Here is a 21,814-nt window from a genome sequence, read left to right as displayed (position 1 = left end):
CCCATGCATTTAAACCTTGCGTATCCCGAACTGAGCGGCCTTGACCGTCGAGTCCTGCGGCACACCTGCAGCCAGGTACAGGCCCATGCGTGAAGTGATCACGGTTTCGCTCATGTCAATCGTGCCGCGCTGTGTTTCCAATGCCCCGGAAAAGCTGGCCGGCATGGGGAACGCCTCTTGGTACTTGTCCATCGACCGATAGTAGAACGTGGACGACGCACCGTTGACCGTCTTGGTGATGGTCAACTCAGCCTCCCAAGCCAAAATGCCGCGCGACGACCCCATGATTTCCACCGCCGACACCATTTCGATAACGTCGCCGGCCGCCAGGTTGGTCTGTACCACGTTGGCCGTCGGTTGCATGTAGATGTAGCCGCCCGCCGCAGCCATGTTGCCACGCAGCTCGATGCACTGCGCCTCACCATAGTCGGCAGGCTCCTTGTACCACCGCGTGGTGATCCCGGCCAGACCAGAGCCCACAGCCTTGTAGCCGTCCGCCAGCACCGACCCGGCCACAGCGTTCACGCCAGCAGGCAGAGAGCCGCCAGTGCCCGCCAAAAGCGGGTTGGCATTGAGGCAACCGAACGGGCGGATGGCCGAGTAAACGTCGCCAACGTCCGTGGGTAGCGGAATGCCGGGGAATTCGAAGTTGGCGGTGATGATCGGCACCACCCGCGAACTGATGAACTCGGCACCCAGGAGATTCGGGTGCAGGCCTTCAACGGTCATGGCTTCGGTGAAACCGTCCCAAATGTTCACGACCGGCACGAACTGGCTGACGTAGTTCAAAACCCAGTCTTTGTAAGCGATCGCATCGGCCAGCGCCTGCCCGGTCAGCGCCCTGTTACCGAAGCGCGGCGTGCCGGTACCGACGATCAGATACTTGCCCGGCGTGTTGAGGAAAGCCATCACGATCTTCGTCACGTTGGCTTTCGTGTCGGCCAGGCTCATACCTGCCGTGGTGCTGTCGTTGGTGCGCGACAGCAGCAGCCACAGGTCGGCAGTGGACGACGCAATGCAGGCCGGAAGCCTCGCCAGAAATTGCCCGGTGTGGTCGCCGAGCTTGCCCTGGTTGTCGGCATAGCTGGGAAACAGGCCGGTGCGCGCCGCGATCCAGCCCGCATAGCCGTAGGCCTCGGTGCCGAACGCTGTCGCGGCGATGGTATGACAGTTGCCCGAGAAGCTATCGCCGAGCAGGCCCAGGCCACGCCGGATCGGTTGGCGGCGTGGGATCGGGTTGACTAGAAGGCTCATGCGTATACCTCGAATTCAGCGCCACCAGCTGGCACGTAGCGGATCGCCGCTGGAGGAATGCTCAGCTGATAGGCACCGTCGCTCCAGAACGTGTCGGTGATGATCCAGTTGTCCCCGGCCTGGATCTGGACCGTCACGGACCCGCCGTTCGCCTTCACTGCCAACGTCACTTTCATCGTGCGGTCGTAGGTCTCTTGTTTAATCGATGTCTGCATTTTGCCTCCAGGGCTGATTGGAACGGATAGAAATACGGCGCGAAGCCTTAGAACAAGCCCCCAAGCGCAGACGGCTCCCAATTCATTATCACGAGCTCCCCACTGACCTCGCTCTTGCCTTGTCGCTGATTCGAGGTGGTGTAGCGAATATCCACTTGCTCGAAATGGAAGCCGTCGAAAACCTTCCTGATGTCCGGATGATCATTGATGCTCACCATCACCTTGCCTTTACATCTCCGCATGAAATCAGCCATTCGCTCGTAATTTTCGAACGGGAAATCCACGCCATAGCCAGCGGTTTTCCAGTACGGGGGATCCATGTAGTGAAAGGTATGCGCGCGGTCGTAACGCTCGGCGCAGTCCAGCCAAGGAAGATTTTCGACATACGTGCCAGAAAGCCTCTGCCAAGCTGCAGAAAGGTTCTCCTCGATCCTCAGCAGATTTATGGCAGGGCCGGTGGTCGCGGTCCCAAACGTCTGGCCAGTAGTCTTACCTGCGAAAGCGTGGTGCTGGAGATAGAAAAATCGGGCGGCGCGCTGAATATCAGTGAGAGTTTCAGGGCGTGTCGTTTTTTGCCACTCGAACACTTGTCGGGAGCTAAGCGCCCATTTGAACTGGCGTACAAATTCCTCTAGATGGTTCTGCACCACTCGATACAAGCTGACCAACTCACCATTTATGTCGTTCAGAACCTCAACAGGGGCGGCCTGCGGCCGCATGAAATACAGGGCAGCTCCACCAGCGAAAACTTCGACATAGCATTCATGTGGCGGGAAAAGAGGGATAAGGCGGTCGGCGAGGCGGCGCTTGCCACCCATCCAGGGAACAATCGGGTTAGTCATATGCAAGCCTTTACTGTATGGATAAACAGGTGCTAGGCTCGCCGCGCTTTGTGCACAGAGCGGGGGCCTTGGCTGGACTTGCAGGAATAGTCTGCGGTTCGGTGGCTGGAACGGATGTTGACGCATCCTTACCAGCCGCTCCTTTTGTGCGTGAAGCACTAATTCTAATCAGGCCTCCAACGTGTCACGCCAGAGCCTTTAGCTCGGACGTACAGCGTCTGCCGATCTTTCATGGCGCGGGTGTAGGCTTCTTGCTTTATGGTCGTCTGCACAGTGCTTCCCGGCGGCCTAAGGCCTGGCTTGGTTGGTGGTGTTGGATAGCTCATCGGCAAAGCGGCTACACGCCAGCCCGGCTATTCGGGCTGAGTCAGCGTATTTAGCGAGCTCTCCCGCTCGCGCGTCAGACCTGCTGAGCAGTTCGGAGAGCACCATGGCGGCGCGGCTGGCTGCCTTGCCTCGTTCGGCAGCGCCGGTATCGCCGGGGGCGCAACTGGTGGCGGCTGCCAGCTTTCCGGCTTCGACACGCAGCCGGTCCCCAGCAGCGTCAGCGACAGCAGCATCAGTAAGCGCAGCGGTCTGTTCTTGTCTTGCATCGTTTGCCACCTGGTTGGCCGCTTTCTGGCGGCGTTGCTCTTCGGTTCGGTACTCGGTGGTCGTGTTGGCCACCGCCTCGGATTGGGTGCTGACTTGCTCGGCCCACTTCGCTTTCCAGGCCAGATCGGTAACGGTCACGCCGTGCCGGTATGCCCCGTACAACGCACCGGCCAGCGCCAACAGGATCAGCAGCAGGCCGCATGCCTTCCACGGCAGGGCCTTCACGCCAGCACCTCAAGCGCCCGCTCATAAAGCGCCTGCCGATCAGCCAGGCCATTCGTGCCGCCGTTGATACGCTTGGTGATGGTCACGAACTCGCGCTTGTCGGCCAGCGTATTGAGCGCGGCCCGGTGCCAGAACCACGCCGCCGACATCGCGGCGTGCTGTGCCAGCTCGAGCAATTCGGGGTGGTCGATCAGGTCCAGGCCGAGCGCTTCGCCGCACTCTTCGTAATTGGCCCTGCCCGTCACCTGGATCAGGCCACGGCCACGGTATTTCGAGCCGTCACCCGCAACGGTGTTGCCAAGGTCCTTGCGGCCCTCGTACCCCAACTGCTGCGTAGTCGGCCCCCAGATCTCGCGCACGTAACGCAGCTGACCGGACTCATGGCCGACCTGGGCAATGAATGCCGCGATGCGCAGCGGTGTAACGATCTGGTACTTGCTCATAGCGGTGTTCAGGACAGGTGCGAAAACGCCGGCTCTCTGGCCGGCGTTCGGGAGTATCTGCAGCAACTGCTGCGCTGTGATGGACATTCGTTTTTCTCCGGGCAACAAAAAGCCCGCACTGGGCGGGCCGGAATCTTGCGGTGCGGTTACGCCGACGCTGTATCCGCGCTTGCTTCGCTGACCGGGTCAGCAGATGCCTTGGCGGTCACGGTGACTTTGGCGCTGTAGTCCTTGAGCAACTGAGCGGTGAACACCTGGGCGGTGGGGAACTGGTTCAGAATCTCGCGCGCACGGCTGTCAGCCTCGGCCTCGGTCGCGTATCGGGTATTGTTGGCCATGTCGAAACCGTTGCTGCTATTGACTGCGATGAAAGGCATGGTGAATCTCCGCATTGGATTAGGTTTGTAAAAAGTTAGGCCTGCATCTTGGCGAACAGCGCCGGAAGATAAAAGGCAAAAGGGTTGCTGGAGCCAGTTGTCAATGCATAAAGCTTGCGTGCAGAGAAATCCCACATACAGCTGAGCACCCGCCCTGGCGTGTTTGCAGCCACCATGTTCATAGAGAAGCTGTTGATCATGATGTATTCATTTTCTGGAAAGTCGAACGGAACTGAATAGAAGTTCGTAGAGCCAATCGTAAGCTGCTGATTGAACTCATAGGTCCAGTTTTGAAACGATCTTGTGAACTGGGCGCATGGCACGCCCGAATCAAATATCAGACCAGTCTGCGCATTGAAAAGTCTCATCCCGAATTTGGCAACGGGCGTCGACTTGAACACTCCAGCAAACCAACGTCCGTTGGGCTGTAAAAACTCCGTGCTTCGAGTTCGAATTTGAAAGCCTGTCCAGTTACCCGGAGAGCCGTAGATGATCACTGATGCGATTACGGCCCGGCCAGATGCCGAAGTATTTGGACGGGCAAAAATCAATGGCGGCTCTTGTGTCGTGATTGCTGCCGGGAACGTGACGATGGACGTAAGGCCGTTTTCAGCGTTTGGTGAATAGGTGCCGGACGCAGCAACAGCAAGCCTTGCGAATTCGCTGTCCAGTGTCACGACGTTGCTGTCATTCACAAATCGAAGACCGAAGCTCATGCAAACCTCACGACAAGAAGGCGCATGATTGAAACGTTTGCCAGTACCTTGCCGGCAGGAAAACCACGGTTGTAGTTATAGACTCGCACCACGCCATCAAGCATCTCCGTCTCATACTGAGTTGTGTTGTCACTGAATGAGCCAATTGGTATGAGGCAAGCGGTACAGTTGCCGGGTTTTCCATCCACCGCCCACTGCCTGTAACCTGAACCAGTAAAGGTGCCATCTAATGTCCAGCCTGACCTATCCACTACAGTGGTAAACACAACGCGCATCGTAAAGGAGTTTTCATTTATCTGCAGGGCGCCATCGGCACCGAATGTTCTAAGTCCAAATGCCATTATCCTAGATTCCCAAGCTGAACGCGTAGCACGTTATTTTCGTCGTAGATGTAAACCCCATTCCCATTAATGAGGACTCTGCCCGCTCCTGGTATCGTGCTGTTAATCTCGAAAACTCCATCCTTTTTAAGAAGCCAGCCCGCCCGTTGAGGCTGATAGTTGCTGGAATACAACATGTCTCCGATCTTGGCGTTATCAATTGATCCGTTTTTGATAAACACTTCGTTTATGAAAACCTGCCCACCAGTAACAGCAAACGGTGAAAACACTGCTCCGTCATTCGGGTTGGCGTTCAAGATGGCAAATGAGTCAGCACTCACTACAAACCTGGATTGAGTAGGTCCGGCAGAATTGTCGAGCCCCAGTCCAAAACCTGATGCGTACTGAATGCCGTTTGCCGTCACTCCCAATTTTACGGTGTAGGAACCGGACACTTTCCCATCGACGGATGCAGCAGTGTTGATCGCCTGCTGTGCGTATGCATTCGCATTGCCAGCGGTTGACTGCACATCATCGACCCTACGCGACAGAGCACCATCGGCATCGGCCCTGGTGACTGATTCGCTCTGTATCGCTGCGTAAGCCGTGCCAACGGATGAGCTCAGACTATCAATGCTTCTACCAATTGCTGCGTCGGCACTTGCCCTGGTCGTAGCTTCGCTTTGAATGGCGGCGCTTACATTGCCAACCGTTGAGGTCACCCCATCAATTCTGGACGCTAGAACGTTATTCACGTTCGCTAGCGCTTGATTGACGCTACTGACATTCGCGTTCGTGTCACCCAAGCTCGCGTTCAGTCCTTGAATTTGGGTTGACTGTGCGGTAAGCGTCTGGCCTTGTTGGCTTACAGCTGACTGAGTCGAACTCAACGCTGACGCAGAGGCTTTGGTCGCCAGACCATTGGTGGAGCTGTTGACGGTATTTTCGAGGCTGGTCGTTCGGCCGCTCACGCTGCTGATCGAGTTGGCCTGTTGTGTCACCGTGGAGCTAAGCCCCGATACCGCGACAGAGGTCGCCGACTGCTCTGACGCGAGCACAGCCGTGTTGTCCCTCCAGCCGGTGACTGTGGTGCCCACCTCGAGCTGCGCCCGTGTGTACTCGGCAAAACCGGAGCCAACCGTGTCCGACCCGTACAGACGGAAATAGGCTTGCACAGAGGCAGTTCCGGCCGGCAGGTTCGGGTAGTCGTAGACGATTCGCTGAGTGCCACCAGTGGCCACAATTAGAGGACCCGAAACGGTCACGGCGTCGGTGCCAGCGGCGTTCACGCCCTGAATGAATATCTTGAACACCAACCCTGCAGTGGCGCGCACGTAGCACGACGCAACCACTGAGTTACCTGCCATGACTTTTGGCCGGTAGTTCGCAGGGGATACCCGGATGCCTCGATAACTGTTTGAGAGGTTCAAGCCAGTAACATCAAGGCGCTGGGCTTTCTCGGAACTGACCAACCAAGACGGCACGATCGAAGGCACACTGGTGCCACCTGACGCACCTGAATCAGTGATCCAACCCTCGGCAGTGCCGGCGGACGCGCTTTCCTTGCTGAACGTCGGGTTGAAGAACAGATTCTGCCCGCCCGATGTGCCCACGCTGTTGCTCAGCGAAGACAGCTGGCTGCTGGCGCTGGTAATGCTCGTCTCATTCTGCGTAACGCGGGCGGTGAGCGCGCTGGTGGCCTCGGCTTGTCCGGCAAGATCAGTCTTGACCGTATCGGCATTGTCCTGCCAACCACTGACCACGGCGGCCAACTGTGCCTGCACCCGATCAACCTCAAGGAAGCCGGCAGTAGCCGAGTTCACTGTGACTAGCCTGGTGATGCAGTGGACGGTTGCGGTATTGGCTGGCAGCGATGGGATGGTCAGCGTGTGGCGCTGCCATTCCCCGGTAGCAATCAGGGTGCTGGAATTCACCGTCACAACTACCGCACTGGCGGAGTTGAGCGGCTGCAGAAATATCTGAATGCCCAGTCCCGGCGTCGCCCGCACGTAGCAGGAGAAAGTGAACGGCTGACCCTGCCCGGCAGATGGTCGCTTTTCAGGCGCTGGAACCACATCGATGTAGCGCGACGGGTTCAGATTCGTCACGTCGGCCCGCTGCGCTATGCCTTTCGAATCGATGCCCGATTGAACATAGCTGGTGCTGGCAAGGGTGGCTGGTCCACCGATCTGCCAGCCGTCACCGATAAGACCTGCACCGATGGTGCCGCGCTTCTCGAACGACGGGTTGTAGATCAGATTCTGCCCGCCCACTGTAGAAATTGACGCCGCGATGTTGGTCAGCGACTGGCCTTGCGCGGTGATCGCGCCTCCCTGCTGGTTCACCGTGTTGGTCAGTGCATCGACGGTCGCAACGTTGGCCTTTCCTGGTAAAGCATTGGTCAGTCCGGTGATGGCCGAGCTCTGGCTGGTGAGTTTCCCCTCAGCGTCGGTTACCCGGTTGCCGATGGACTGCACGCTGCTGGCCGAGGCCTTGCCATCCAGAGACGTCTGCAGGCCGGTGAGCTGTTGTGCCTGCGCAGTGTTGACGCCCTCAATGGACGTGACCTTTGTTTCGACGGTCTGCACCCGGGACGCCAACCCCACAGCCGTGGCCACCGCCTGGCCAACGTTCAGCCAGTAGGTGGTGTTCGGCGGCGGAGTGTTGACCGGTACGTTCTGCGTGGCCTGGTAGATGATGCCGTCCGAGCCCAGTACGCCCTGCCCGGCCTTGTAAGTCCCGTCTGGCTTGTATGGCATGGAGTCGGCAAGGTCGGCTATGTTGTCGATCTGCTGTTGCAGCTCTGCCCGGACATCCGCCAGATTGCCGTCTACATCAGCGATCTGCTCGTTCAGCGCTGTTCTGATGATCGCTAGGCGCTCATTAACCGAGCCAGGTCCGTTACCCTCGATTTTTTCCAGCTTGGAAAGCAGATCTTTGCCGAACGCGCTTTCAGTGATTTCACCGGCGATCTGCTCAAGAATTGCAGCCGCATCGGCGCTGGCGGACCCCATGACGCCATCGACCAGTGGGAACCACGGACCGATGTTGCCGGTGCGATCAACCAGGCGCGCCCAGAAAAAGAACGTCTGCCCGGCGCGCAGCCCCTGCATGACGTAATCAGCCTGCGGGTAAGCCAGGTCGGCCAGTTTCGTGGCTGCTTTCAGATCGTTCGCCTGCGCGTACCAGAGTTCAGTCCGCTGGGCGTCTTCTGCGCCTGGCGGGAAAGACCACTTGAGTCCGATCCCGAACAGCAAGCTTTCGGCGGCCAGGCTGGTAATTGCAGGAGGCAGCCCCACCTTTCCTTCCAGATTGGTCAGCTGCGAAGTGGTAGGCAGCGACGAAACATTCAAGGCGCTGACAGCGCGCACTCTGGCCATGTACTGGCCGGAGTAAATGCCAGTCACCTCAACCGACTGTTCACCCGTGCGCGGTACTTTGACCCACTCACGCGAGCCCCAGCGCCATTCCACGTCATACGCAACCGCGCCTGGCGCAGCGTCCCAGCTGATCGTCATATTGACGACTGCGATACCCTGCTCGACCACGACGTGCTGTGTGACAAACACGCCAGCGGGCGCAGCCTGCACGCCCACCGGAATGCCGCTGATTGGGCGGATATCCACAACGGCGCCGAAGTCGATGGCGTCGAACTTGCTCGGTTCGTGCTGGATGCACTCGAGCTGGTACTGATGCCATTCCGGGCGCGTGATGTTACGCACCAGAAACTGCATCGTTTTCAGGTCGTCATACTCGAGTATCCAGCCGCACTCAGCTTCCGGCACTTCGCTGAAGCTGGCGGCAACGGTAACGCGCCGACCATCAAGCGAGCTGATAACCCGTGCCTCGGTCTTGCCGCTTGGCAAGTTCACCCGCAGCTTGGCACCGGTCGGAAGATCGATGTCCCGGTCAACGGTGATGACCCGCCCCGCCACTTCGCTGATACGCCCGCCGTTAGCACGACCGGCCAGCATGGGGTCAGCCACGGCAATGATCTGCCCTGTTTTCGGAATGCTACCGTCCAGGCCAACACGAAAGGTCCCGCCCCTCGTCTGCGTCTGTTCGGTGATCAGCGCGTACTGGCCCGCTCGCTGCGCCTGGGCGAGCGACGTGCAGCCATAGGCGTCGACGGACAGTTCGTTGACTGATCCGCTTTCGGCAAGCGCCACTTCATCGAATACCGGCTCTTTGTCCGTCGCAAAACTCTGGTCGGGATTGTCCCACGTCACCAGCGCCAGGTTGTGCCGGTCGCGCGCCCGGGTGCCCGAATACTGGATTTCACCATTGTTCAGGATCTGCGACGGGTTGTAGGTGTAGACAGGGTCGCCTGGCATGTCGGCATTGAACGTGATCTGACTGCCGTCCCAAGTGCTCATGCCATGGAAGATGGACGACAAGTCTTGCAGCACTGCGTAGGCATCCGCCTGCTTCTGCAGGTAGATGTTGCAGGTCATCCGGGGGTGCATGCCGCCCATGCCGTTTGGCACCATCTGGTCGCAATACTGCGCAATGCGGTACAGGTTCCAGCGATCCACCATCGTGGCATCGATCCGGTGCCCGAGGCCGTAATACGGGTTCAGCGCAATGTCGTAGCACACCCATGCGGGGTTGTTCGTGTAAGCCTCTTTGAACGTACCGTCCCATATCCCGTTGCTGGTACCCGCGCCAGACGTGGCATAGGTCCGCGTCTCCGGGTCATAGTTGGTCGGCACACGCACGATGCGCCCGCGCATCAGCACCGCAATCTTGGCGATATCGCCGCCGAACTGCTGGGCGTCATATTCAACGCAGCCCACGGCGGTGAGCGGAAATTCCTGATCGCTGTCTACGACCTCGGCCACCGCCTCGATGAACATGCTGTCCTGAATCAGCGAGCTGTTGGCTTCGGGTGTGATCCGGCGCACGCGCATAGTCCAACGGCTGCCCGCTGGCAGGTTGATGCGGTGACTGCGTTCGTACTTGGTGACGTTCTTGCGGTCTACGAAGTCCGCCAGCATCTGAACGAACGGCCCGCCATCAGTGGCCAGGTCAATCGCATAATCGACTCGCACGCCGTTGATGTTGCCGCTCTGGTCCTGCGACTGGAGTTGTGGCCAGCTGAGCCGGATGCGCAGCGCATCCAGAACCGGGTTATTCACGGTGCGCAGGTAGGGCGTGGTGCTGAGCAGCTGCTGGTTTACGTCAACTTCGTTGCTGGACTCGGCAATGCCCTCAAGACGCTGCTGGTTCAGCTCGCCATTGCGGAACTGCCACTTCACGCCCGGGAAGTTGACAGTGCCGTCTTCGGCCACCAACGGGGTTCCGTCGAGCTTCACGGAGCGCAGGCCGTCGACCGGGCCTACGATGGGTCCCCAGCTCCACAGATAGACGATCCGGGCGGTAGCGATCGAAGCCGTGCTGTTCGCTGCAATCGTCGGCTGCTTCTGGGTCGACTCGCCCCCTTTGGAACCTTGAACGACGAGTTTGCGTGCTGCGCCCATGCGGATCTCCAGGCAATAAAAAACCCGCCGGAGCGGGTTGGGTGTTTTGCGATAGTTAAAGTTGATCTTGGGTGTAGATGCCGCCCGATTCGACGGCACCGCCGATCTCTCGTTCGCCGTAGAGCACGGGATAAGGGTTGCCCTGGGCAACGGTGGTCACCGCGCCCCCAAAGCCATAGCTGGGGTTATTTCCGTCGTCATTGTTGCTGCCGACGCTGGCGGTGGTCGTCGGGGAAAGCATCTGCACCACGCCGCCAAGCCCCGTCGCAGCTCCTGCGCCGAGCAGGCCCAGGCCGAGCGCTGTACTCGTACCACCGGAGACAAGGCCGCCCACAACCAGCGCGACGCCCAGCACCACCTGGAACAGGCCAGCCTGCTTGCTGCCTTGGATCAGCGGCACGATGCGGATATCGGTGTTGTCGCTGCCCTGCATATCGAACTCGGCCTCGACGGCGTTGCGCTTGCCGCAGAAGACGCTGAACACCAAACCACGCTCTTCGCCGGTCCGCAGAAACTTCTCGAAGCCAGGCTTCATCGCGCAAAGGGCATTCACGGCATCGCGCACGCTGTGTACATCGATGCGGTACTCCCGGCCGAAATGCTTGCGCAGAACGCCGTAGAGCAAGATGGTGCGCATGGTCATGGGGTGTATTCCTTGTGGCGCAGGATCAGTTTCACGCGGTTGGCCATCGACCAGCCGTAGACCTCACGGGCAGCCAGGCGACCGGGCATGTGGTGATAGATGAACGGACCAGACCCGCCCAGTGCCGGCGCGTCCTCGCTGTGCAGGCTGGCATCGGCCCCGAGGTAGATCGCGGCGTGGTTCGGGAAGTGACAAGGCCTGCCCACGGTCGGGATCTGGAACACCAGCAGGTCGCCTCGCTGGGGCTGCTCGACCCGGACGAAGCCACAGGCCTCGAAGTTCTCTTCGTAATGGCTCGGGCTTTCCGGATCTTCCCACCACAGTTCCTTGCGTTCGAAGTTCGGAAGCGACAACGACGCCTCGCGGGCGTACCAGTCGCGGCAGGCCGACCAGCAATCGAGCAGGCCATGCGAGAAGTCCCGGCCCAGCAAAGGGGCTTGGAACCCGCTCGGCTTGAACCACTGAATGTCACCGCCAGGCCAGCCCACAATCGCCCAAGGCAATTCATGCAGCTCACAGCTGACCAGATCGGTCATGCTCGGCGTTGCGGCGCGGTCCGGGTGGCTGTGCACGATGGCTAGCACCTCGCCCCTGTCTTCTGCCGCCGCAGCGTCGTGCTTGTCGATCAGGAAGTGCTGCAGCGGGTTGGTGGCCACGTTGCCGCACGGCACGTATTCGCGGCCGGCGTCGGTCTTGATAAGCAGCCCGCAGGCCTCGGCCGGGTGTGACTGCTCGGCGTGCGCCCGCATGGCGTCCTGAAGCTTTTGATTGATTCGCATGGTTACCCCTTGGCGATCAGGCTTGCGCCCATGGAGCCGCCGAACCGGCGGGTATTGCCGCGCAACTTGCAGCTGCTCCACCAGCCACCGCAGCGGTCCAGCGCCGGGTTGTCGGTGGGTTCATTCTTCTTGTCGAACATCGCGGTACCGGTGTAGGCGCAAGCTTCCTGCCTGTACTGACCGCGCATCGCCCAGCGGCACAGCTTGGTGATTTGCTGCGCAGGCAGCTGCTGGCCTTCCATATCGATGGGGCTGGAAAGCTCGAAACCGACCGCCGAAAAGTTCTCTTCCGTCTTCTGCTCGATCCTCCAAAGGCTGGTGCGGCTTTGATCTGCGGCATCTGGGTTGCCGCCGTCGAAGTTCGCGGCATCCAGGAAGTGCTTGAAGGTTTCGATCACCTTGAAGCTCGCCCCGGCCAGATCCTTGAACTGCAGGCAGAGAGCAGAAACAGCTCGCGGAATGCCCGACAGCTCGTTGGCCAGCCTGAGCTTGGGTGTGGCTGGGCGGCCATCACCACGGATATCTAAGCCGGTGACCTCGATCTGAATAGGCGAATACAACTGGCCCTGCCAGATGATGTCGCCCTCATGCTCATGCCCGTGGAAGCGCCAGAGCGTGGCTCCCAGCCTCGTCGCATCCAGCTCGTACAGACGAATCTGGTTGCCGGGCTCCAGCTTCTGGATGTCCGAGCTGTAAATCATGGTGGTTACCTACGAGAAACCCCGCGCTCGGCGGGGTCAGGGTTTGAAATATTTAATTAGGGCCTGTCCGCCCATACAGCATGGCCAAAAAGCCAGTAACTGGATTGGATCCAGTCGTAGTAGCGTTGCGCCTTCACAAACCATGAAAGGAATGAAAATGGCACACGTAGTAGAAGAGACAGTGCAGTATCTAAAAAAGACGCCGAAGTCTGTGTTGGGTGGCGTGGTGTGGGACACGCTATACCAAATTGCCAGCAAAGTTCCGGTGTCAGGAATCTACCGATGCGAAGGCTGTGGAGATGAAATCACTTCAAACAAGGACGACATATTCCCTCCTCAAAATAAGCACCAGCACGCCAATAAAGCGAAAGTCGAATGGCGCTTGATCGTCGAAACTCAAACAAAGGGGTAACTCCTTCCCTGGCCCGCTGCATGCGACCCTTTGGGCCAGGAATACGCCAGTATCGGCGGGTTTATGACCAGGAGGTCAAATATGCAAACTATTGATCAGCGCATAGTCGCGCTTGAGCAAGCGACAAACTCGGTGTCTGCGGTAACTATCAATGCGCTTCTGGCAATCATCACATCCATCTCTAAATTGGATTCGTTTGACAAGAATGCTTTGAAAGCGGAGCTGGAAACGCTGAAGCTGGTACAGGTCCAAAACGGCAATCAAGCCCAGTACTCAGAAATACTCACGTTATTTCAATCACGCATTTCCTAATCGAATGGGCGGTGCCGCTGCTGTGGGCGGCACCAATCCAATGCCCAAGCCAACTACCACCGTCAATCCAGCCTCTGTCACCGCTGTCTGTAGCGCCATCTCATCCTCCTGCGGCTCTGCCGCATCATGTTGTTTCATGGTTTGAATGTTTGTTTGAAGTTCGTGGACAACAAGTGAAGGCCGTTGCCGAGGGTCGACAACTTGTAGCCGTTGGCGGCGTACCGGCCCTGCCCGCTGCCAGGCGGAGTCCAGAGGAATGACTTGAACCCCTCATGTCGGTCAAGAAAGTCCTGGACCTGCTGGAGTTTTTGGCCCACGCCGAACCGTCCGGTCACCGTCACGTCCCACGCCTGCGACTTGGTGTTGATACCGACGCCGCCAGCCTGGGTGTAGCCGTCACCAAAGTCGTTCGACCATGTGCGTTGCTTCACATCGCCGGACGCGCCGACCTGTACATCAAAATCGAATGTCTCAGCCATTACGCGCGTCTCCAGAGCAGGCCGCCCTGCCTCATTTCTTGCTGGAGCACTTGGCGGATCTGCGCCGCAGCACTGTCGCCTATCGCCTTGCCCTGACTTGCAGCTTCAGCAGCGCTCATGCCGGGCTGTGCCTCGACCGTGACAGGCGCGTTGATGGTGAAAGACGGCGCCCCGCCAGTACCACTCCCGGCCTTATCAGCCAGGTACTTCGTCAGGTCGCGGTTTTGGTTCGGGTTGAGCACGCGCTCACCGCCATCGAGCAGCCAGGTGCCTTCCTTCGGGATGTTGTCCAGGCCGTTGTGGGCCATACCGGCGAGCGCCGATGCAGATACTGCGGCGACCATTGGGGTGGTTGCCGCCGTAGCAGCGAGGGCTGCGGCAGGCGCAAGCTCCGGGCCGATCAATGGAATGCCAGCAGTAGATGCGTAAGCGTTCAGCGCAGCCTGCGCAGACGCTGCCTGCGCGTTGGCGATCAAGCCGGTGGCCGCCGCCGATTGCCCGCTTTTACCAACGAGCAGTTGAATACCCTGATAGACCAACCACTGCGCCGCCATGTCGCCCAGAGCGTTGATAACCGACTTGGACATGTTCCCAGCGAAGTCAGCGATAGCGTCTCCAGCGTCCTTTGCACCGGTGACCACGTCGGAGAACACGTTGCCCAGGCCGCCGGTCAAATCATTCAGGCTGCCGGAGACGAAGTCGGCCGCGATCGCCGAGTAGTTTTCGGCGGCGTCTACATAGTTTTTCCAGGCATCACTTACGCCCGCCATCCAGTCGGACTGGGCCTTGTCGACACGATTGTAATAGTCCTGCTGCTTAACCATCCGCTCAGCCAGCGCTTCGGAGAGCATGCCGGTCTCTTTGGCGTACAGCTCGGCGCTTATATCGCCGGAGTTGCGTTGCGCCTGGAGGTCTGCGGCCTTGCGCGCGTAATCCTCCTGAATGGCCATATCCTGCTTCAGGCGGTCACGGGCCTTGTCGCCCATCCCTGCACCAGCAAGCTCCATATCGAAGCCAGCGCCGATGGATGCGTTTTCATCTTTGAGGGTGGCCAGGAAGCTGACGGCCTTGGCCTCTTCCTCGTTCGCAACCTTGAGTTTTTGGAGAGCATCCAGTTCAGATGCCAGACCCTCGAGGCGCTTCTGCTGAACAGCGTTGATCCCGACCAGCTTGCCCGATGCAACTTCGAATCGGATCTTGTCCACTTCCGTGGCGTTTTTCTGCGCATCCGTGCTGGTATTGATCAGCGCGATCTGGCGCTGCAGATCAGTCTCGGAGCCTTTGAAGGTATCGCTCAGTTTCTTGGCGGCCGATGCAGCGTCTTTTGCAGCCTGCTTGGCCGCTTCCAGAGCTTTCGGGTCGACTCCACTGCCCTTTCCACCCTGATCACTGAAGCCGGTACCACCAAATAGGCGCTGGTACTCCCCCGCAGCAGCCCGCGCATCCGTGATGTATTTCTTAATCGTATCGCCCGCGAGTGGCGTTTCGAGACTTGCCTTGATCCCAGCTGCCGCCTCAGCGGCAGCGCCAAAGTTCACTTTGGCCTCATCGCGCAGGCGCACACTGTCTGCTATGAACTGTGTGGACACATCACCGATGGTGAACTTTGCCAAACCCGCCGCCACATCCGCCATCATCGAAGATGTGTAGCCAACTGCCGTCGCGTACATACCTACAAGGGTATCCGAAACGATCTTGAATACTCTCGTAACTCCATCGCCAGCACTAACGACAAATGCAGTTGCGGTGACGAGCTTGTCGCCCATCTCCCCCACGACCTTTGTTACACCGCCACCCGCTTTGACGCTGTCATTAAGGTCTTTTGTCAATTGCTGAACCACTGGCATGAAATCATCAGCGATCTTGTTTTTTGTCCCCTGCAAGTTCTGCATGAGCCCCATAAGCTCGCTCGAAAACTGTTTCGAGACGGCTATGGTTTGAACGCTGAGAATGGCGCCGGCGGACTCCGCAGCATCGCCAAGCTGCTTGAACTCTTTCCCACCGTTGCGCAATAAGGGAACGAGCGCACTGGCCTCGTCGGCAATGCCTTCCATATAGAAGGTCATTTCAGCCTGGGAGACATTTGCTTTCTCAAGGGTCGAAACATACAACTGAAGAGCTTCGGCGCTGTTGAGCTTTTTGAAACTTTCCGCTGTCACACCTACCTTCGGTGCGATGACCTCGAAGAAGTCTTTCAGCTCGCCGCCGCCGGTGTTGAAGAAGTCGCCCAGCTTGTCGTTGGTATCCTTGAAGATGTCCGCGAGCTTGTCCTGCTCAACGCCAACAGTTTTCGCGCCTGCCGCGTATTTCTGGAACTCGGTTGTTCCGAGACCAGCCAGCGCTGCAAGGTTGGAGATTTCCTTAGCGCTGCCGGCCGTGTAGGCGACCAGCCCTGTCAGAGCGGCAGGGACAGCTGCGATGGCTACGCCCACCCCCTTGGCCAGGTTTTCAAAAGACTTAGCGATTTCCGCGTTGCGTTTCTTTGCCTCTTGGCTTGCCCTGTCAAGAGGGCCAGTGAAGGAACCGATCCTGGCCACCAAATCCAGCGTGAGCGTGCCCAGTGACTTGCTCATTCAACTCGCCTCCAAAGGTAAAGCCCGCTGTGCGGGCCTTTTAAGTTTTATGCCCAGCTTTCCATAGCCTGATCGAGACTGATGGGCGGCTCGACCTCGTGCTGCATGAAGTCGAAAATCTTGTACGGACCGTCCTTGTAATTCACGTTGGCGTACATCATTGCGAGCAATGCCGATCCGCGTTCCACCCGCATGCCGATGTTCAGAGATCCACGTAGCGCCCGGTACTTCAGCCATGACCTGAACTCGTTCAGGCTGAGGTTTTCCTTGGCTTCCGCGATCGTACGCCCGCCGATGCCGGCGAGGACGAGCTCGTGCCAGAACTCTTCGTCGTCGGAGAGGGCGCCGTCTTTCCCAAGTTGTTGACCTGGGCGATGACTGTCAGCAACGCGAAAGTCAGGCTGGGGTCGAGCGAGCCACGCGTTGGATCAGCTTCTCCGGTGATGTCTTCAACCGTGAAGACGGGCTTTCCCTCTTCGTCGCAGATACTTGCGGCAATTCGGCCCGCGTGAACCTGCACCTTGCCAGCGGCGGATAGTGCATCGTTGATCGCCGTTTGAAACCCCAGCGGCCTGACGTAGACCGTGGCAACGAATTCTTTTTCGCCCTGCTGCCATTTGATTTCTTTCTCGACCGGGCGACCGGTGAACGCACCCACGCCGCGCAAGCTTTCAAGACTTAATTTCATCACGATGCCTTATGCGTTAGCCGACTTGCGAATCCAGGCGGAGCCGCCGGAGCGCTGGATGGTGCCCGCAGTCTTCACGACTGTGTTTCCTGCGAAGTCGAATGGGAAGTCGGCGACATAGCCGTCGAACACGAACCAGGTGCGTGTCGGTGGCAGCTCGAAATCATCGCCAGCCGCATTTAAGGTGGGCTTGATATCGAAGCCGTCAGCCCAGCCAATGACCCACGACGTATTTTCGACCGAGTCATCCTCGGAAAGCTGGTAAAGCCGGACGTGTGAGGCGTTTTTCGGATCAGCGTCTACTGAGAACGAAGCCTGTCCAGGCGTGCGCAAGCCGCGCAGGTATCGCCTTACCTTGTCACTCAGGCACGTAATTTCAACTTGGTCTGCTGGGTTGCCGCCCGGGTTGAACGCTGTAATGCATTCCACCTCGATGACCTCCCGCTTTGTCGGGTCTGCGGTTGTAGGCACCAGCGCATACATCTGGGTGCCTTGAGTCAAAATCGCCATTGTGTTCTCCAAATGTCGGGCATAAAAAAACCCGCTCATGGCGGGCTGTAAAGTTGGTTGGGACTACCGGAGCACTATCCAGTCGACATCGAAACTCGACCGGTACAACTTTGTTTCGGCGTCTTTGCTCTCGCCCCCCCAGCGGACCACGTAAGCTTGCAGCTCAATGGCGTGACTGATTGCGTCAGTCACTGCCCTTGCCTGCGCGCCTGTAGCGGCATACACGTCGACCTGCAGCGTGAAGCTGTCAGCATCAGGACGGCCGGCGAGGTAGTTTTCTGGACTGCCGGTGATGAGTTGCCAGACTGCATACGGCTTCGCCACGCCTTCGGGCGCATCATCGAACGGATAAAGCCTGGTGGGGCTGACGCCCAGTAGTGCCGTTACCCCGGCGTCAGCAGCGCATACGGCGAATATGGGTGCATATGACATCACGCGCCCCCTGCGGCCTTGGCCGCTTTTTTAATCGCGCGGTCAACGGCCTTCTCGTATTCATTGATGAATGTGTTGGTTGCCTCGGCTATGTTGTCGGCCAAGGCTTTTCGCGCGAATGGATCCGCACGCATTTTGGAAGTACCGAATTCGATCAGGCGCCAATGAGGCGTCGCAGCGTTCGCAGATTTGTCGCCGCCCTTCTTGAGGACAGCGCCTTGCAGAACACCAACCCGGAAACCGAGGTCCCCGCTCGACTTGAACAATTTCCCGTTCCAGCGAAGCGCGACGTTGTCCGCGATAGATCGGCCTGTTTCAGGGTCGTCTATCCGCTGCGCGCCTTCTTTCATCTTGTTGGCCACCAGCTGGGCAGCCTTACGTAGCGCCGACCGCCCACCCTTACGCTTCATGTCCTGAGTGATCGATTCGAGTTTTCCAACGAGAGAGTCAATCCCCTCCAGCTGGAAATCCACTGAGTCAGCCATCGTTGACCCCCTCGGCCACCAAAATGGTGAGATAGTCCAGACCTGAATCGGGATCGGGCAGCGCCGGGCCTTTTATGTCGTAGACATCCCCTCGGTAAAGGATCCGCATCGTCGGCAGGACGCCGGCTCGGTATCGGATCACTATCCGCGCGGTGGCCTCTGACTGGCTGGCCTGGGCCGCTATAAACTCCCTGGCGCTCAGCGGCTCGACCGCTGCGGGGACCTTGTCCCAAACTGTTTGCCAACTTTCACCCTGCTCTTCACCAGTCACGGGGTCCTGCTTGCGCACCATCGCCTGGAACGTAATGCGATGTCGAAGTCGACCGGCACGCATTACACGCCCATCCCTATGCGGTATGGCATAAGCAGCGACTTGGAGGCCAGTGGGAGCTCCGTGGCAATAGTGCCGATCACCACTTCCTCGCGGTTGGCGAAGAGGTTGCCCAGCTTGAGCAGGCATGCCGCCTGTATAGCCTTGTTGATCACGATGCCGAAGTCGTCCATATCTATCTGCTCAAAGCTTTCAGACAATGACTGGCGAGCGCGCTCGCGAAGACGGCAGCGAATGTCAGCGTTTTCTGGGTCATCGGCCAACTCCAGCGCGGCCCGGTATGCAGCTCTCGCGGCTTGGGTTCGCTGAACGGTGTCAGCCTTCGCCTTATCCACATCAGCCTGATCGGCATAGAACCGGCGCTGCAAAAACTGCATAACAGCTTCCTCAGCCGCGCCCAGAAATTCCTCCACGAGCGGCTGATCCTCGGATTCTGCGTGCAGGTGATGCATGGCCGTTTCTATACTGATGACGGGCATGTGTCACTCCTGAGGCGGTTGGTGCTGCTCGGTTTGCGGAGGCGGATTCTCACCCTGAACCGGCGGTCCTTCGCTAGGAACATCAGCTTCAGGATTGCCGGCGGGATCCGGTGTGGTGGCGGTCAAAAGTTTGGCCAACTCGCTTTCGGCCTCTTCTTTCTTGCCGATAAAGTCACCGACCTGAGCGCCCTCAGCATCGACAACAATCCAGCGCTGCCCCTTCTTCGCTATCGTTAGCGCCGAGTGGTCACTGGAATCGTTGGTCAGCGCTGCGCCAGCCTCGCCTACGATCTTGCAAAGCTTGAGTTGCTCCAGTTCCTTGGCCAACCATACAGGCGCGGCATAAGGCTCGTTGTCGGTATCACGGATGATGCCGCGGTCCTCGTAAGCCCGCAGCGGCTTGATCAATACATCTGACATGTCTCACCTCGGTGGGCCGGCGGTGCCGGCCACTTTAGGGGTTGGGCAGCTTAAGCCGCAGCGGCGGGAGCCGTGAGCTTGCCAGTGACGAAGGCTTCGGTACGGTAGATGGAAAACGCCAGACGCTCTTCGGCGCGAAGCGTGACCATGTTGTTTTCGAAGTCCTTGTCGTTCTCGGTAGAAATCAAAACTTCAACTTCCATCCGGTCGAAGATCTGCGCACCAAGTTTGAAGGCTCCCACCAGGAAGTCGTTTGGCTTCATGGCTTGGGTCGCGACTACCGGGCGATTCCACAGACGAGCCGCAGTGCCTTCCTGCGGCTGACCGATCAGATAGCGGCCCTGGCTGTCTTTGATCAACTCGATCAGCGCCCAGTCAGTTGGGTTGAGCACGATGCCATCCGAAGGGAACTCTGCCAGCTCGGATTGAAGAAGGGCCAGACGAATCCGGTCGATGCGCTGTTCGCCGGTTACGGTCCAGCCAGCTGGAGACGCGTATTGGTTTGCAACCGGAACGAGCCCTTGCAGATTTGCACCTGCTCCGCTGCCGTACAGCAACTGAGCTTCTTCAGCGAGCAGCAACCCATAACGAGCGCGCGCGTCGATGTAGCTCTGCAAAGCCTTTGCGTCATCCAAAATCTGACGCGAGGCTTTGAACAGATGAGCGATGGTACGAACCGAAGCCGTGACCAAGGCGGTCTCAATTTCGGAATACGGTTTTGCAGAGCCCTCCGCTACGGTCGCGGCATTGTTTGTAAAGCCTGTTTCGCGGACATACTCAAGCGAGCCCGCCTCAGTCTCTCCGGGTGCAATCAGATCGCGAATGGTGGCCCGACGCATGCCCGGCAGCGCGACAGTGTCCAGGCGCTCCGTGGCCGCCAAGCCACCGGCGGATGTGGTGGTGATAGCGGCGCGGGGTACGGAAACGCGACGGGAGCCACGGAAAGACGAATTGACGCCTTCCATGTGTTCGCTGGTAACAATCAACTCGCCAGCGGACTTCGGGCTCTCGATGCGCTGAGTGTCACGGTTGGCATTGACAAGCTTTTGCTCAGCTTCCAGAACGCGAGCCTGCAGTTCGCCCTGTTTCATCAGCAATTCGTCAACCTTGGCACGAGTCTCGGCGTTCATCTCACCGTGACGGGCGATTTCCTTGTTGCTGGTCTCCGCCTGGGATTTGATCTGGTCGCCAATGGTCTTAAGGCTGGCATTCAGCTCGGTGTATTGCTTTTCGAAGTCGCTCATTGCGATGGTCCTTGGAAAGATTTGAGGATGTCGGATGCCGCGCTCAGGGAGGCGGTGAGGTCTGGCGCGACAGCGCGGGGCTTATCGGACGAGGCAGCGTATTGCGTACCCCCGCCAGCAGCGCGCGGCGTGCTGGACTTGAAATTGGCGAAGAGTTCGCGGCGTTCGCTGCGGGCCATTCCGGCTTTTGCCAAAGCGATATCCATAGCCTTCAGCGCGTTACTCTGCTGGGCCTGCTCGTCTTCACGCTCGGTGATTTCGTCAGAAGAGAGAACGGCCGTTGCAAAGCCGAGCTCAACTGCTCGTCGCCCGCGTATGAACGTCTCGTCATCCATCATCTCGGCAATGTCAGCAACTGCCTGGCCGCTGCCTTCCGCGTAAAGGTCGGCCATCGCAGCGTCGAACTCTTCCATCGTGTTCGCTACATCGCGCAAGTCATGGCGGTTGCCGACTGCCAGAGTCCAGCAGTTGTGGATCATGAGAAACCCACTGCTGGCCACCTCGCGCGTTGCACCGGCCATGTAAATCACCGACGCAGCCGAGGCGGCCAAGCCCAGGACCTTGGTTGTGATCGGCTGGCTGTGCTCGCGGAGCCGGTTGTAGATGGCCAGGCCCTCGAACATGTCGCCACCTGGCGAATTGATGTACACGGTGGCTGGCTTGTCGCCGATTGAGCGAAGGGCCGCGTCAATACGCGAGACGGTAACGCCTTCCCCGTACCAGTCCTGGCCAATAACGCCGTAGATGGTGATGGTATCGCTGGTGGACTCCACGGCCGCTTTGATGGCCGGATTCCATCTGTCGAGCGCGCGCGGGCTCAGCTCGCAGTTAAAACTGCCAGCCTTGGATTTTGGTTGCAT

At 58.8% G+C, this 21,814-nt stretch carries 26 protein-coding genes; 2 read left to right on the top strand and 24 right to left on the bottom strand.

Translation table 11 applies throughout. From position 1 onward, the window contains the following. Positions 1-9 precede the first annotated feature (9 nt). The 12 genes from JOE39_RS04755 to JOE39_RS04700 all read right to left on the bottom strand — a co-directional run bounded on the left by JOE39_RS04755 (position 10) and on the right by JOE39_RS04700 (position 12,589). The gene (locus JOE39_RS04755) at positions 10-1,254 is read right to left on the bottom strand and encodes an SGNH/GDSL hydrolase family protein (RefSeq protein WP_210077771.1); all 1,245 of its coding nucleotides are present in this window, start codon (positions 1,252-1,254) and stop codon (positions 10-12) included. Further along, positions 1,251-1,469 (bottom strand): hypothetical protein, encoded by a 219-nt coding sequence (locus JOE39_RS04750; protein ID WP_210077773.1) that lies wholly within the window; start codon positions 1,467-1,469, stop codon positions 1,251-1,253. Before JOE39_RS04750 ends, JOE39_RS04755 begins: the two co-directional genes overlap by 4 nt. Positions 1,470-1,516: 47 nt before the next feature. Then, the gene (locus JOE39_RS04745; protein WP_096136982.1) at positions 1,517-2,311 is read right to left on the bottom strand and encodes a DNA adenine methylase; all 795 of its coding nucleotides are present in this window, start codon (positions 2,309-2,311) and stop codon (positions 1,517-1,519) included. Between the two features lie 288 nt (positions 2,312-2,599). Further along, complete coding sequence (locus JOE39_RS04740) at positions 2,600-3,130, bottom strand: DUF2514 domain-containing protein (protein WP_210077775.1); 531 nt, start codon at positions 3,128-3,130, stop codon at positions 2,600-2,602. After that, complete coding sequence (locus JOE39_RS04735; RefSeq protein ID WP_210077777.1) at positions 3,127-3,660, bottom strand: glycoside hydrolase family 19 protein; 534 nt, start codon at positions 3,658-3,660, stop codon at positions 3,127-3,129. Before JOE39_RS04735 ends, JOE39_RS04740 begins: the two co-directional genes overlap by 4 nt. Before the next feature lie 59 nt (positions 3,661-3,719). After that, a complete protein-coding gene (locus JOE39_RS04730; protein WP_046235158.1) occupies positions 3,720-3,950 on the bottom strand; it encodes a hypothetical protein in 231 nt (76 codons plus the stop codon). Between the two features lie 35 nt (positions 3,951-3,985). Further along, positions 3,986-4,666: a hypothetical protein gene (locus JOE39_RS04725; protein ID WP_210077780.1), complete on the bottom strand. Its 681-nt coding sequence runs from the start codon at positions 4,664-4,666 to the stop codon at positions 3,986-3,988. Further along, positions 4,663-5,007, bottom strand: coding sequence for a hypothetical protein (locus tag JOE39_RS04720; protein ID WP_210077782.1), 345 nt, complete (start codon positions 5,005-5,007; stop codon positions 4,663-4,665). The genes JOE39_RS04725 and JOE39_RS04720 overlap by 4 nt, the downstream gene beginning before the upstream one ends. Then, on the bottom strand, positions 5,007-10,466 hold the full coding sequence (locus tag JOE39_RS04715) for a DUF1983 domain-containing protein (protein WP_210078656.1): 5,460 nt from the start codon (positions 10,464-10,466) through the stop codon (positions 5,007-5,009). Before JOE39_RS04715 ends, JOE39_RS04720 begins: the two co-directional genes overlap by 1 nt. Before the next feature lie 55 nt (positions 10,467-10,521). Next, on the bottom strand, positions 10,522-11,109 hold the full coding sequence (locus tag JOE39_RS04710) for a tail assembly protein (protein ID WP_210077784.1): 588 nt from the start codon (positions 11,107-11,109) through the stop codon (positions 10,522-10,524). Next, positions 11,106-11,888: a C40 family peptidase gene (locus tag JOE39_RS04705; RefSeq protein ID WP_210077786.1), complete on the bottom strand. Its 783-nt coding sequence runs from the start codon at positions 11,886-11,888 to the stop codon at positions 11,106-11,108. Before JOE39_RS04705 ends, JOE39_RS04710 begins: the two co-directional genes overlap by 4 nt. Positions 11,889-11,890: 2 nt before the next feature. Further along, positions 11,891-12,589: a phage minor tail protein L gene (locus JOE39_RS04700; protein ID WP_210077788.1), complete on the bottom strand. Its 699-nt coding sequence runs from the start codon at positions 12,587-12,589 to the stop codon at positions 11,891-11,893. A 157-nt stretch (positions 12,590-12,746) separates the two neighbouring features. On the opposite strand from JOE39_RS04700, the gene JOE39_RS04695 reads away from it, so the two are divergent. Both JOE39_RS04695 and JOE39_RS04690 read left to right on the top strand, forming a co-directional pair. Beyond that, on the top strand, positions 12,747-13,001 hold the full coding sequence (locus tag JOE39_RS04695; protein ID WP_072365915.1) for a protein L: 255 nt from the start codon (positions 12,747-12,749) through the stop codon (positions 12,999-13,001). Positions 13,002-13,082: 81 nt separating this feature from the next. Next, entirely contained in the window at positions 13,083-13,313 is a 231-nt protein-coding gene (locus JOE39_RS04690; protein ID WP_005747036.1) for a hypothetical protein, read from the top strand. Between the two features lie 134 nt (positions 13,314-13,447). Here JOE39_RS04690 and JOE39_RS04685 read toward each other — a convergent pair whose 3' ends face one another. From JOE39_RS04685 to JOE39_RS04630, 12 genes are all read right to left on the bottom strand, one after another. Continuing rightward, positions 13,448-13,792 carry a phage tail protein gene (locus JOE39_RS04685; protein ID WP_210077790.1) on the bottom strand — a complete coding sequence of 115 codons (345 nt, stop codon included), beginning with the start codon at positions 13,790-13,792 and terminating at the stop codon, positions 13,448-13,450. Continuing rightward, positions 13,792-16,365, bottom strand: a complete 2,574-nt coding sequence (locus tag JOE39_RS04680; protein WP_210077791.1) for a phage tail tape measure protein — start codon at positions 16,363-16,365, stop codon at positions 13,792-13,794. Before JOE39_RS04680 ends, JOE39_RS04685 begins: the two co-directional genes overlap by 1 nt. 47 nt (positions 16,366-16,412) lie before the next feature. Then, entirely contained in the window at positions 16,413-16,559 is a 147-nt protein-coding gene (locus tag JOE39_RS04675) for a hypothetical protein (protein ID WP_164989735.1), read from the bottom strand. Positions 16,560-16,615: 56 nt separating this feature from the next. Beyond that, positions 16,616-17,053: a phage tail assembly chaperone family protein, TAC gene (locus JOE39_RS04670; protein WP_046832799.1), complete on the bottom strand. Its 438-nt coding sequence runs from the start codon at positions 17,051-17,053 to the stop codon at positions 16,616-16,618. A gap of 9 nt (positions 17,054-17,062) precedes the next feature. Then, on the bottom strand, positions 17,063-17,563 hold the full coding sequence (locus tag JOE39_RS04665) for a phage tail tube protein (protein WP_060707622.1): 501 nt from the start codon (positions 17,561-17,563) through the stop codon (positions 17,063-17,065). Positions 17,564-17,626: 63 nt separating this feature from the next. After that, on the bottom strand, positions 17,627-17,995 hold the full coding sequence (locus JOE39_RS04660; protein ID WP_046832800.1) for a DUF3168 domain-containing protein: 369 nt from the start codon (positions 17,993-17,995) through the stop codon (positions 17,627-17,629). Further along, positions 17,995-18,480, bottom strand: a complete 486-nt coding sequence (locus JOE39_RS04655; protein ID WP_210077793.1) for an HK97-gp10 family putative phage morphogenesis protein — start codon at positions 18,478-18,480, stop codon at positions 17,995-17,997. The genes JOE39_RS04660 and JOE39_RS04655 overlap by 1 nt, the downstream gene beginning before the upstream one ends. Then, positions 18,473-18,814 (bottom strand): phage head closure protein, encoded by a 342-nt coding sequence (locus tag JOE39_RS04650; protein ID WP_210077795.1) that lies wholly within the window; start codon positions 18,812-18,814, stop codon positions 18,473-18,475. The genes JOE39_RS04655 and JOE39_RS04650 overlap by 8 nt, the downstream gene beginning before the upstream one ends. Next, positions 18,814-19,290: a head-tail connector protein gene (locus JOE39_RS04645; RefSeq protein WP_210077797.1), complete on the bottom strand. Its 477-nt coding sequence runs from the start codon at positions 19,288-19,290 to the stop codon at positions 18,814-18,816. Before JOE39_RS04645 ends, JOE39_RS04650 begins: the two co-directional genes overlap by 1 nt. Before the next feature lie 3 nt (positions 19,291-19,293). After that, positions 19,294-19,710, bottom strand: a complete 417-nt coding sequence (locus tag JOE39_RS04640; RefSeq protein WP_210077799.1) for a hypothetical protein — start codon at positions 19,708-19,710, stop codon at positions 19,294-19,296. A gap of 50 nt (positions 19,711-19,760) precedes the next feature. Further along, positions 19,761-20,954, bottom strand: a complete 1,194-nt coding sequence (locus JOE39_RS04635) for a phage major capsid protein (RefSeq protein ID WP_046719587.1) — start codon at positions 20,952-20,954, stop codon at positions 19,761-19,763. Next, positions 20,951-21,814 (bottom strand): head maturation protease, ClpP-related, encoded by an 864-nt coding sequence (locus tag JOE39_RS04630; RefSeq protein ID WP_210077801.1) that lies wholly within the window; start codon positions 21,812-21,814, stop codon positions 20,951-20,953. Before JOE39_RS04630 ends, JOE39_RS04635 begins: the two co-directional genes overlap by 4 nt.

It is taken from the genome of Pseudomonas sp. PvP100 (genome assembly GCF_017833055.1).
Taxonomy (GTDB): domain Bacteria; phylum Pseudomonadota; class Gammaproteobacteria; order Pseudomonadales; family Pseudomonadaceae; genus Aquipseudomonas; species Aquipseudomonas syringae.
This window is presented reverse-complemented; position numbering and strand designations above follow the sequence as displayed.

Bases quoted from the DNA above. Each gene is read 5' to 3' on its own strand.
- JOE39_RS04755 (WP_210077771.1), bottom strand. From the start codon at position 1,254: ATGAGCCTTCTAGTCAACCCGATCCCACGCCGCCAACCGATCCGGCGT.
- JOE39_RS04750 (WP_210077773.1), bottom strand. From the start codon at position 1,469: ATGCAGACATCGATTAAACAAGAGACCTACGACCGCACGATGAAAGTG.
- JOE39_RS04745 (WP_096136982.1), bottom strand. From the start codon at position 2,311: ATGACTAACCCGATTGTTCCCTGGATGGGTGGCAAGCGCCGCCTCGCC.
- JOE39_RS04735 (WP_210077777.1), bottom strand. From the start codon at position 3,660: ATGTCCATCACAGCGCAGCAGTTGCTGCAGATACTCCCGAACGCCGGC.
- JOE39_RS04730 (WP_046235158.1), bottom strand. From the start codon at position 3,950: ATGCCTTTCATCGCAGTCAATAGCAGCAACGGTTTCGACATGGCCAAC.
- JOE39_RS04725 (WP_210077780.1), bottom strand. From the start codon at position 4,666: ATGAGCTTCGGTCTTCGATTTGTGAATGACAGCAACGTCGTGACACTG.
- JOE39_RS04720 (WP_210077782.1), bottom strand. From the start codon at position 5,007: ATGGCATTTGGACTTAGAACATTCGGTGCCGATGGCGCCCTGCAGATA.
- JOE39_RS04715 (WP_210078656.1), bottom strand. From the start codon at position 10,466: ATGGGCGCAGCACGCAAACTCGTCGTTCAAGGTTCCAAAGGGGGCGAG.
- JOE39_RS04710 (WP_210077784.1), bottom strand. From the start codon at position 11,109: ATGACCATGCGCACCATCTTGCTCTACGGCGTTCTGCGCAAGCATTTC.
- JOE39_RS04705 (WP_210077786.1), bottom strand. From the start codon at position 11,888: ATGCGAATCAATCAAAAGCTTCAGGACGCCATGCGGGCGCACGCCGAG.
- JOE39_RS04700 (WP_210077788.1), bottom strand. From the start codon at position 12,589: ATGATTTACAGCTCGGACATCCAGAAGCTGGAGCCCGGCAACCAGATT.
- JOE39_RS04695 (WP_072365915.1), top strand. From the start codon at position 12,747: ATGGCACACGTAGTAGAAGAGACAGTGCAGTATCTAAAAAAGACGCCG.
- JOE39_RS04690 (WP_005747036.1), top strand. From the start codon at position 13,083: ATGCAAACTATTGATCAGCGCATAGTCGCGCTTGAGCAAGCGACAAAC.
- JOE39_RS04685 (WP_210077790.1), bottom strand. From the start codon at position 13,792: ATGGCTGAGACATTCGATTTTGATGTACAGGTCGGCGCGTCCGGCGAT.
- JOE39_RS04680 (WP_210077791.1), bottom strand. From the start codon at position 16,365: ATGAGCAAGTCACTGGGCACGCTCACGCTGGATTTGGTGGCCAGGATC.
- JOE39_RS04675 (WP_164989735.1), bottom strand. From the start codon at position 16,559: ATGCGGGTGGAACGCGGATCGGCATTGCTCGCAATGATGTACGCCAAC.
- JOE39_RS04670 (WP_046832799.1), bottom strand. From the start codon at position 17,053: ATGAAATTAAGTCTTGAAAGCTTGCGCGGCGTGGGTGCGTTCACCGGT.
- JOE39_RS04665 (WP_060707622.1), bottom strand. From the start codon at position 17,563: ATGGCGATTTTGACTCAAGGCACCCAGATGTATGCGCTGGTGCCTACA.
- JOE39_RS04660 (WP_046832800.1), bottom strand. From the start codon at position 17,995: ATGTCATATGCACCCATATTCGCCGTATGCGCTGCTGACGCCGGGGTA.
- JOE39_RS04655 (WP_210077793.1), bottom strand. From the start codon at position 18,480: ATGGCTGACTCAGTGGATTTCCAGCTGGAGGGGATTGACTCTCTCGTT.
- JOE39_RS04650 (WP_210077795.1), bottom strand. From the start codon at position 18,814: ATGCGTGCCGGTCGACTTCGACATCGCATTACGTTCCAGGCGATGGTG.
- JOE39_RS04645 (WP_210077797.1), bottom strand. From the start codon at position 19,290: ATGCCCGTCATCAGTATAGAAACGGCCATGCATCACCTGCACGCAGAA.
- JOE39_RS04640 (WP_210077799.1), bottom strand. From the start codon at position 19,710: ATGTCAGATGTATTGATCAAGCCGCTGCGGGCTTACGAGGACCGCGGC.
- JOE39_RS04635 (WP_046719587.1), bottom strand. From the start codon at position 20,954: ATGAGCGACTTCGAAAAGCAATACACCGAGCTGAATGCCAGCCTTAAG.
- JOE39_RS04630 (WP_210077801.1), bottom strand. From the start codon at position 21,814: ATGCAACCAAAATCCAAGGCTGGCAGTTTTAACTGCGAGCTGAGCCCG.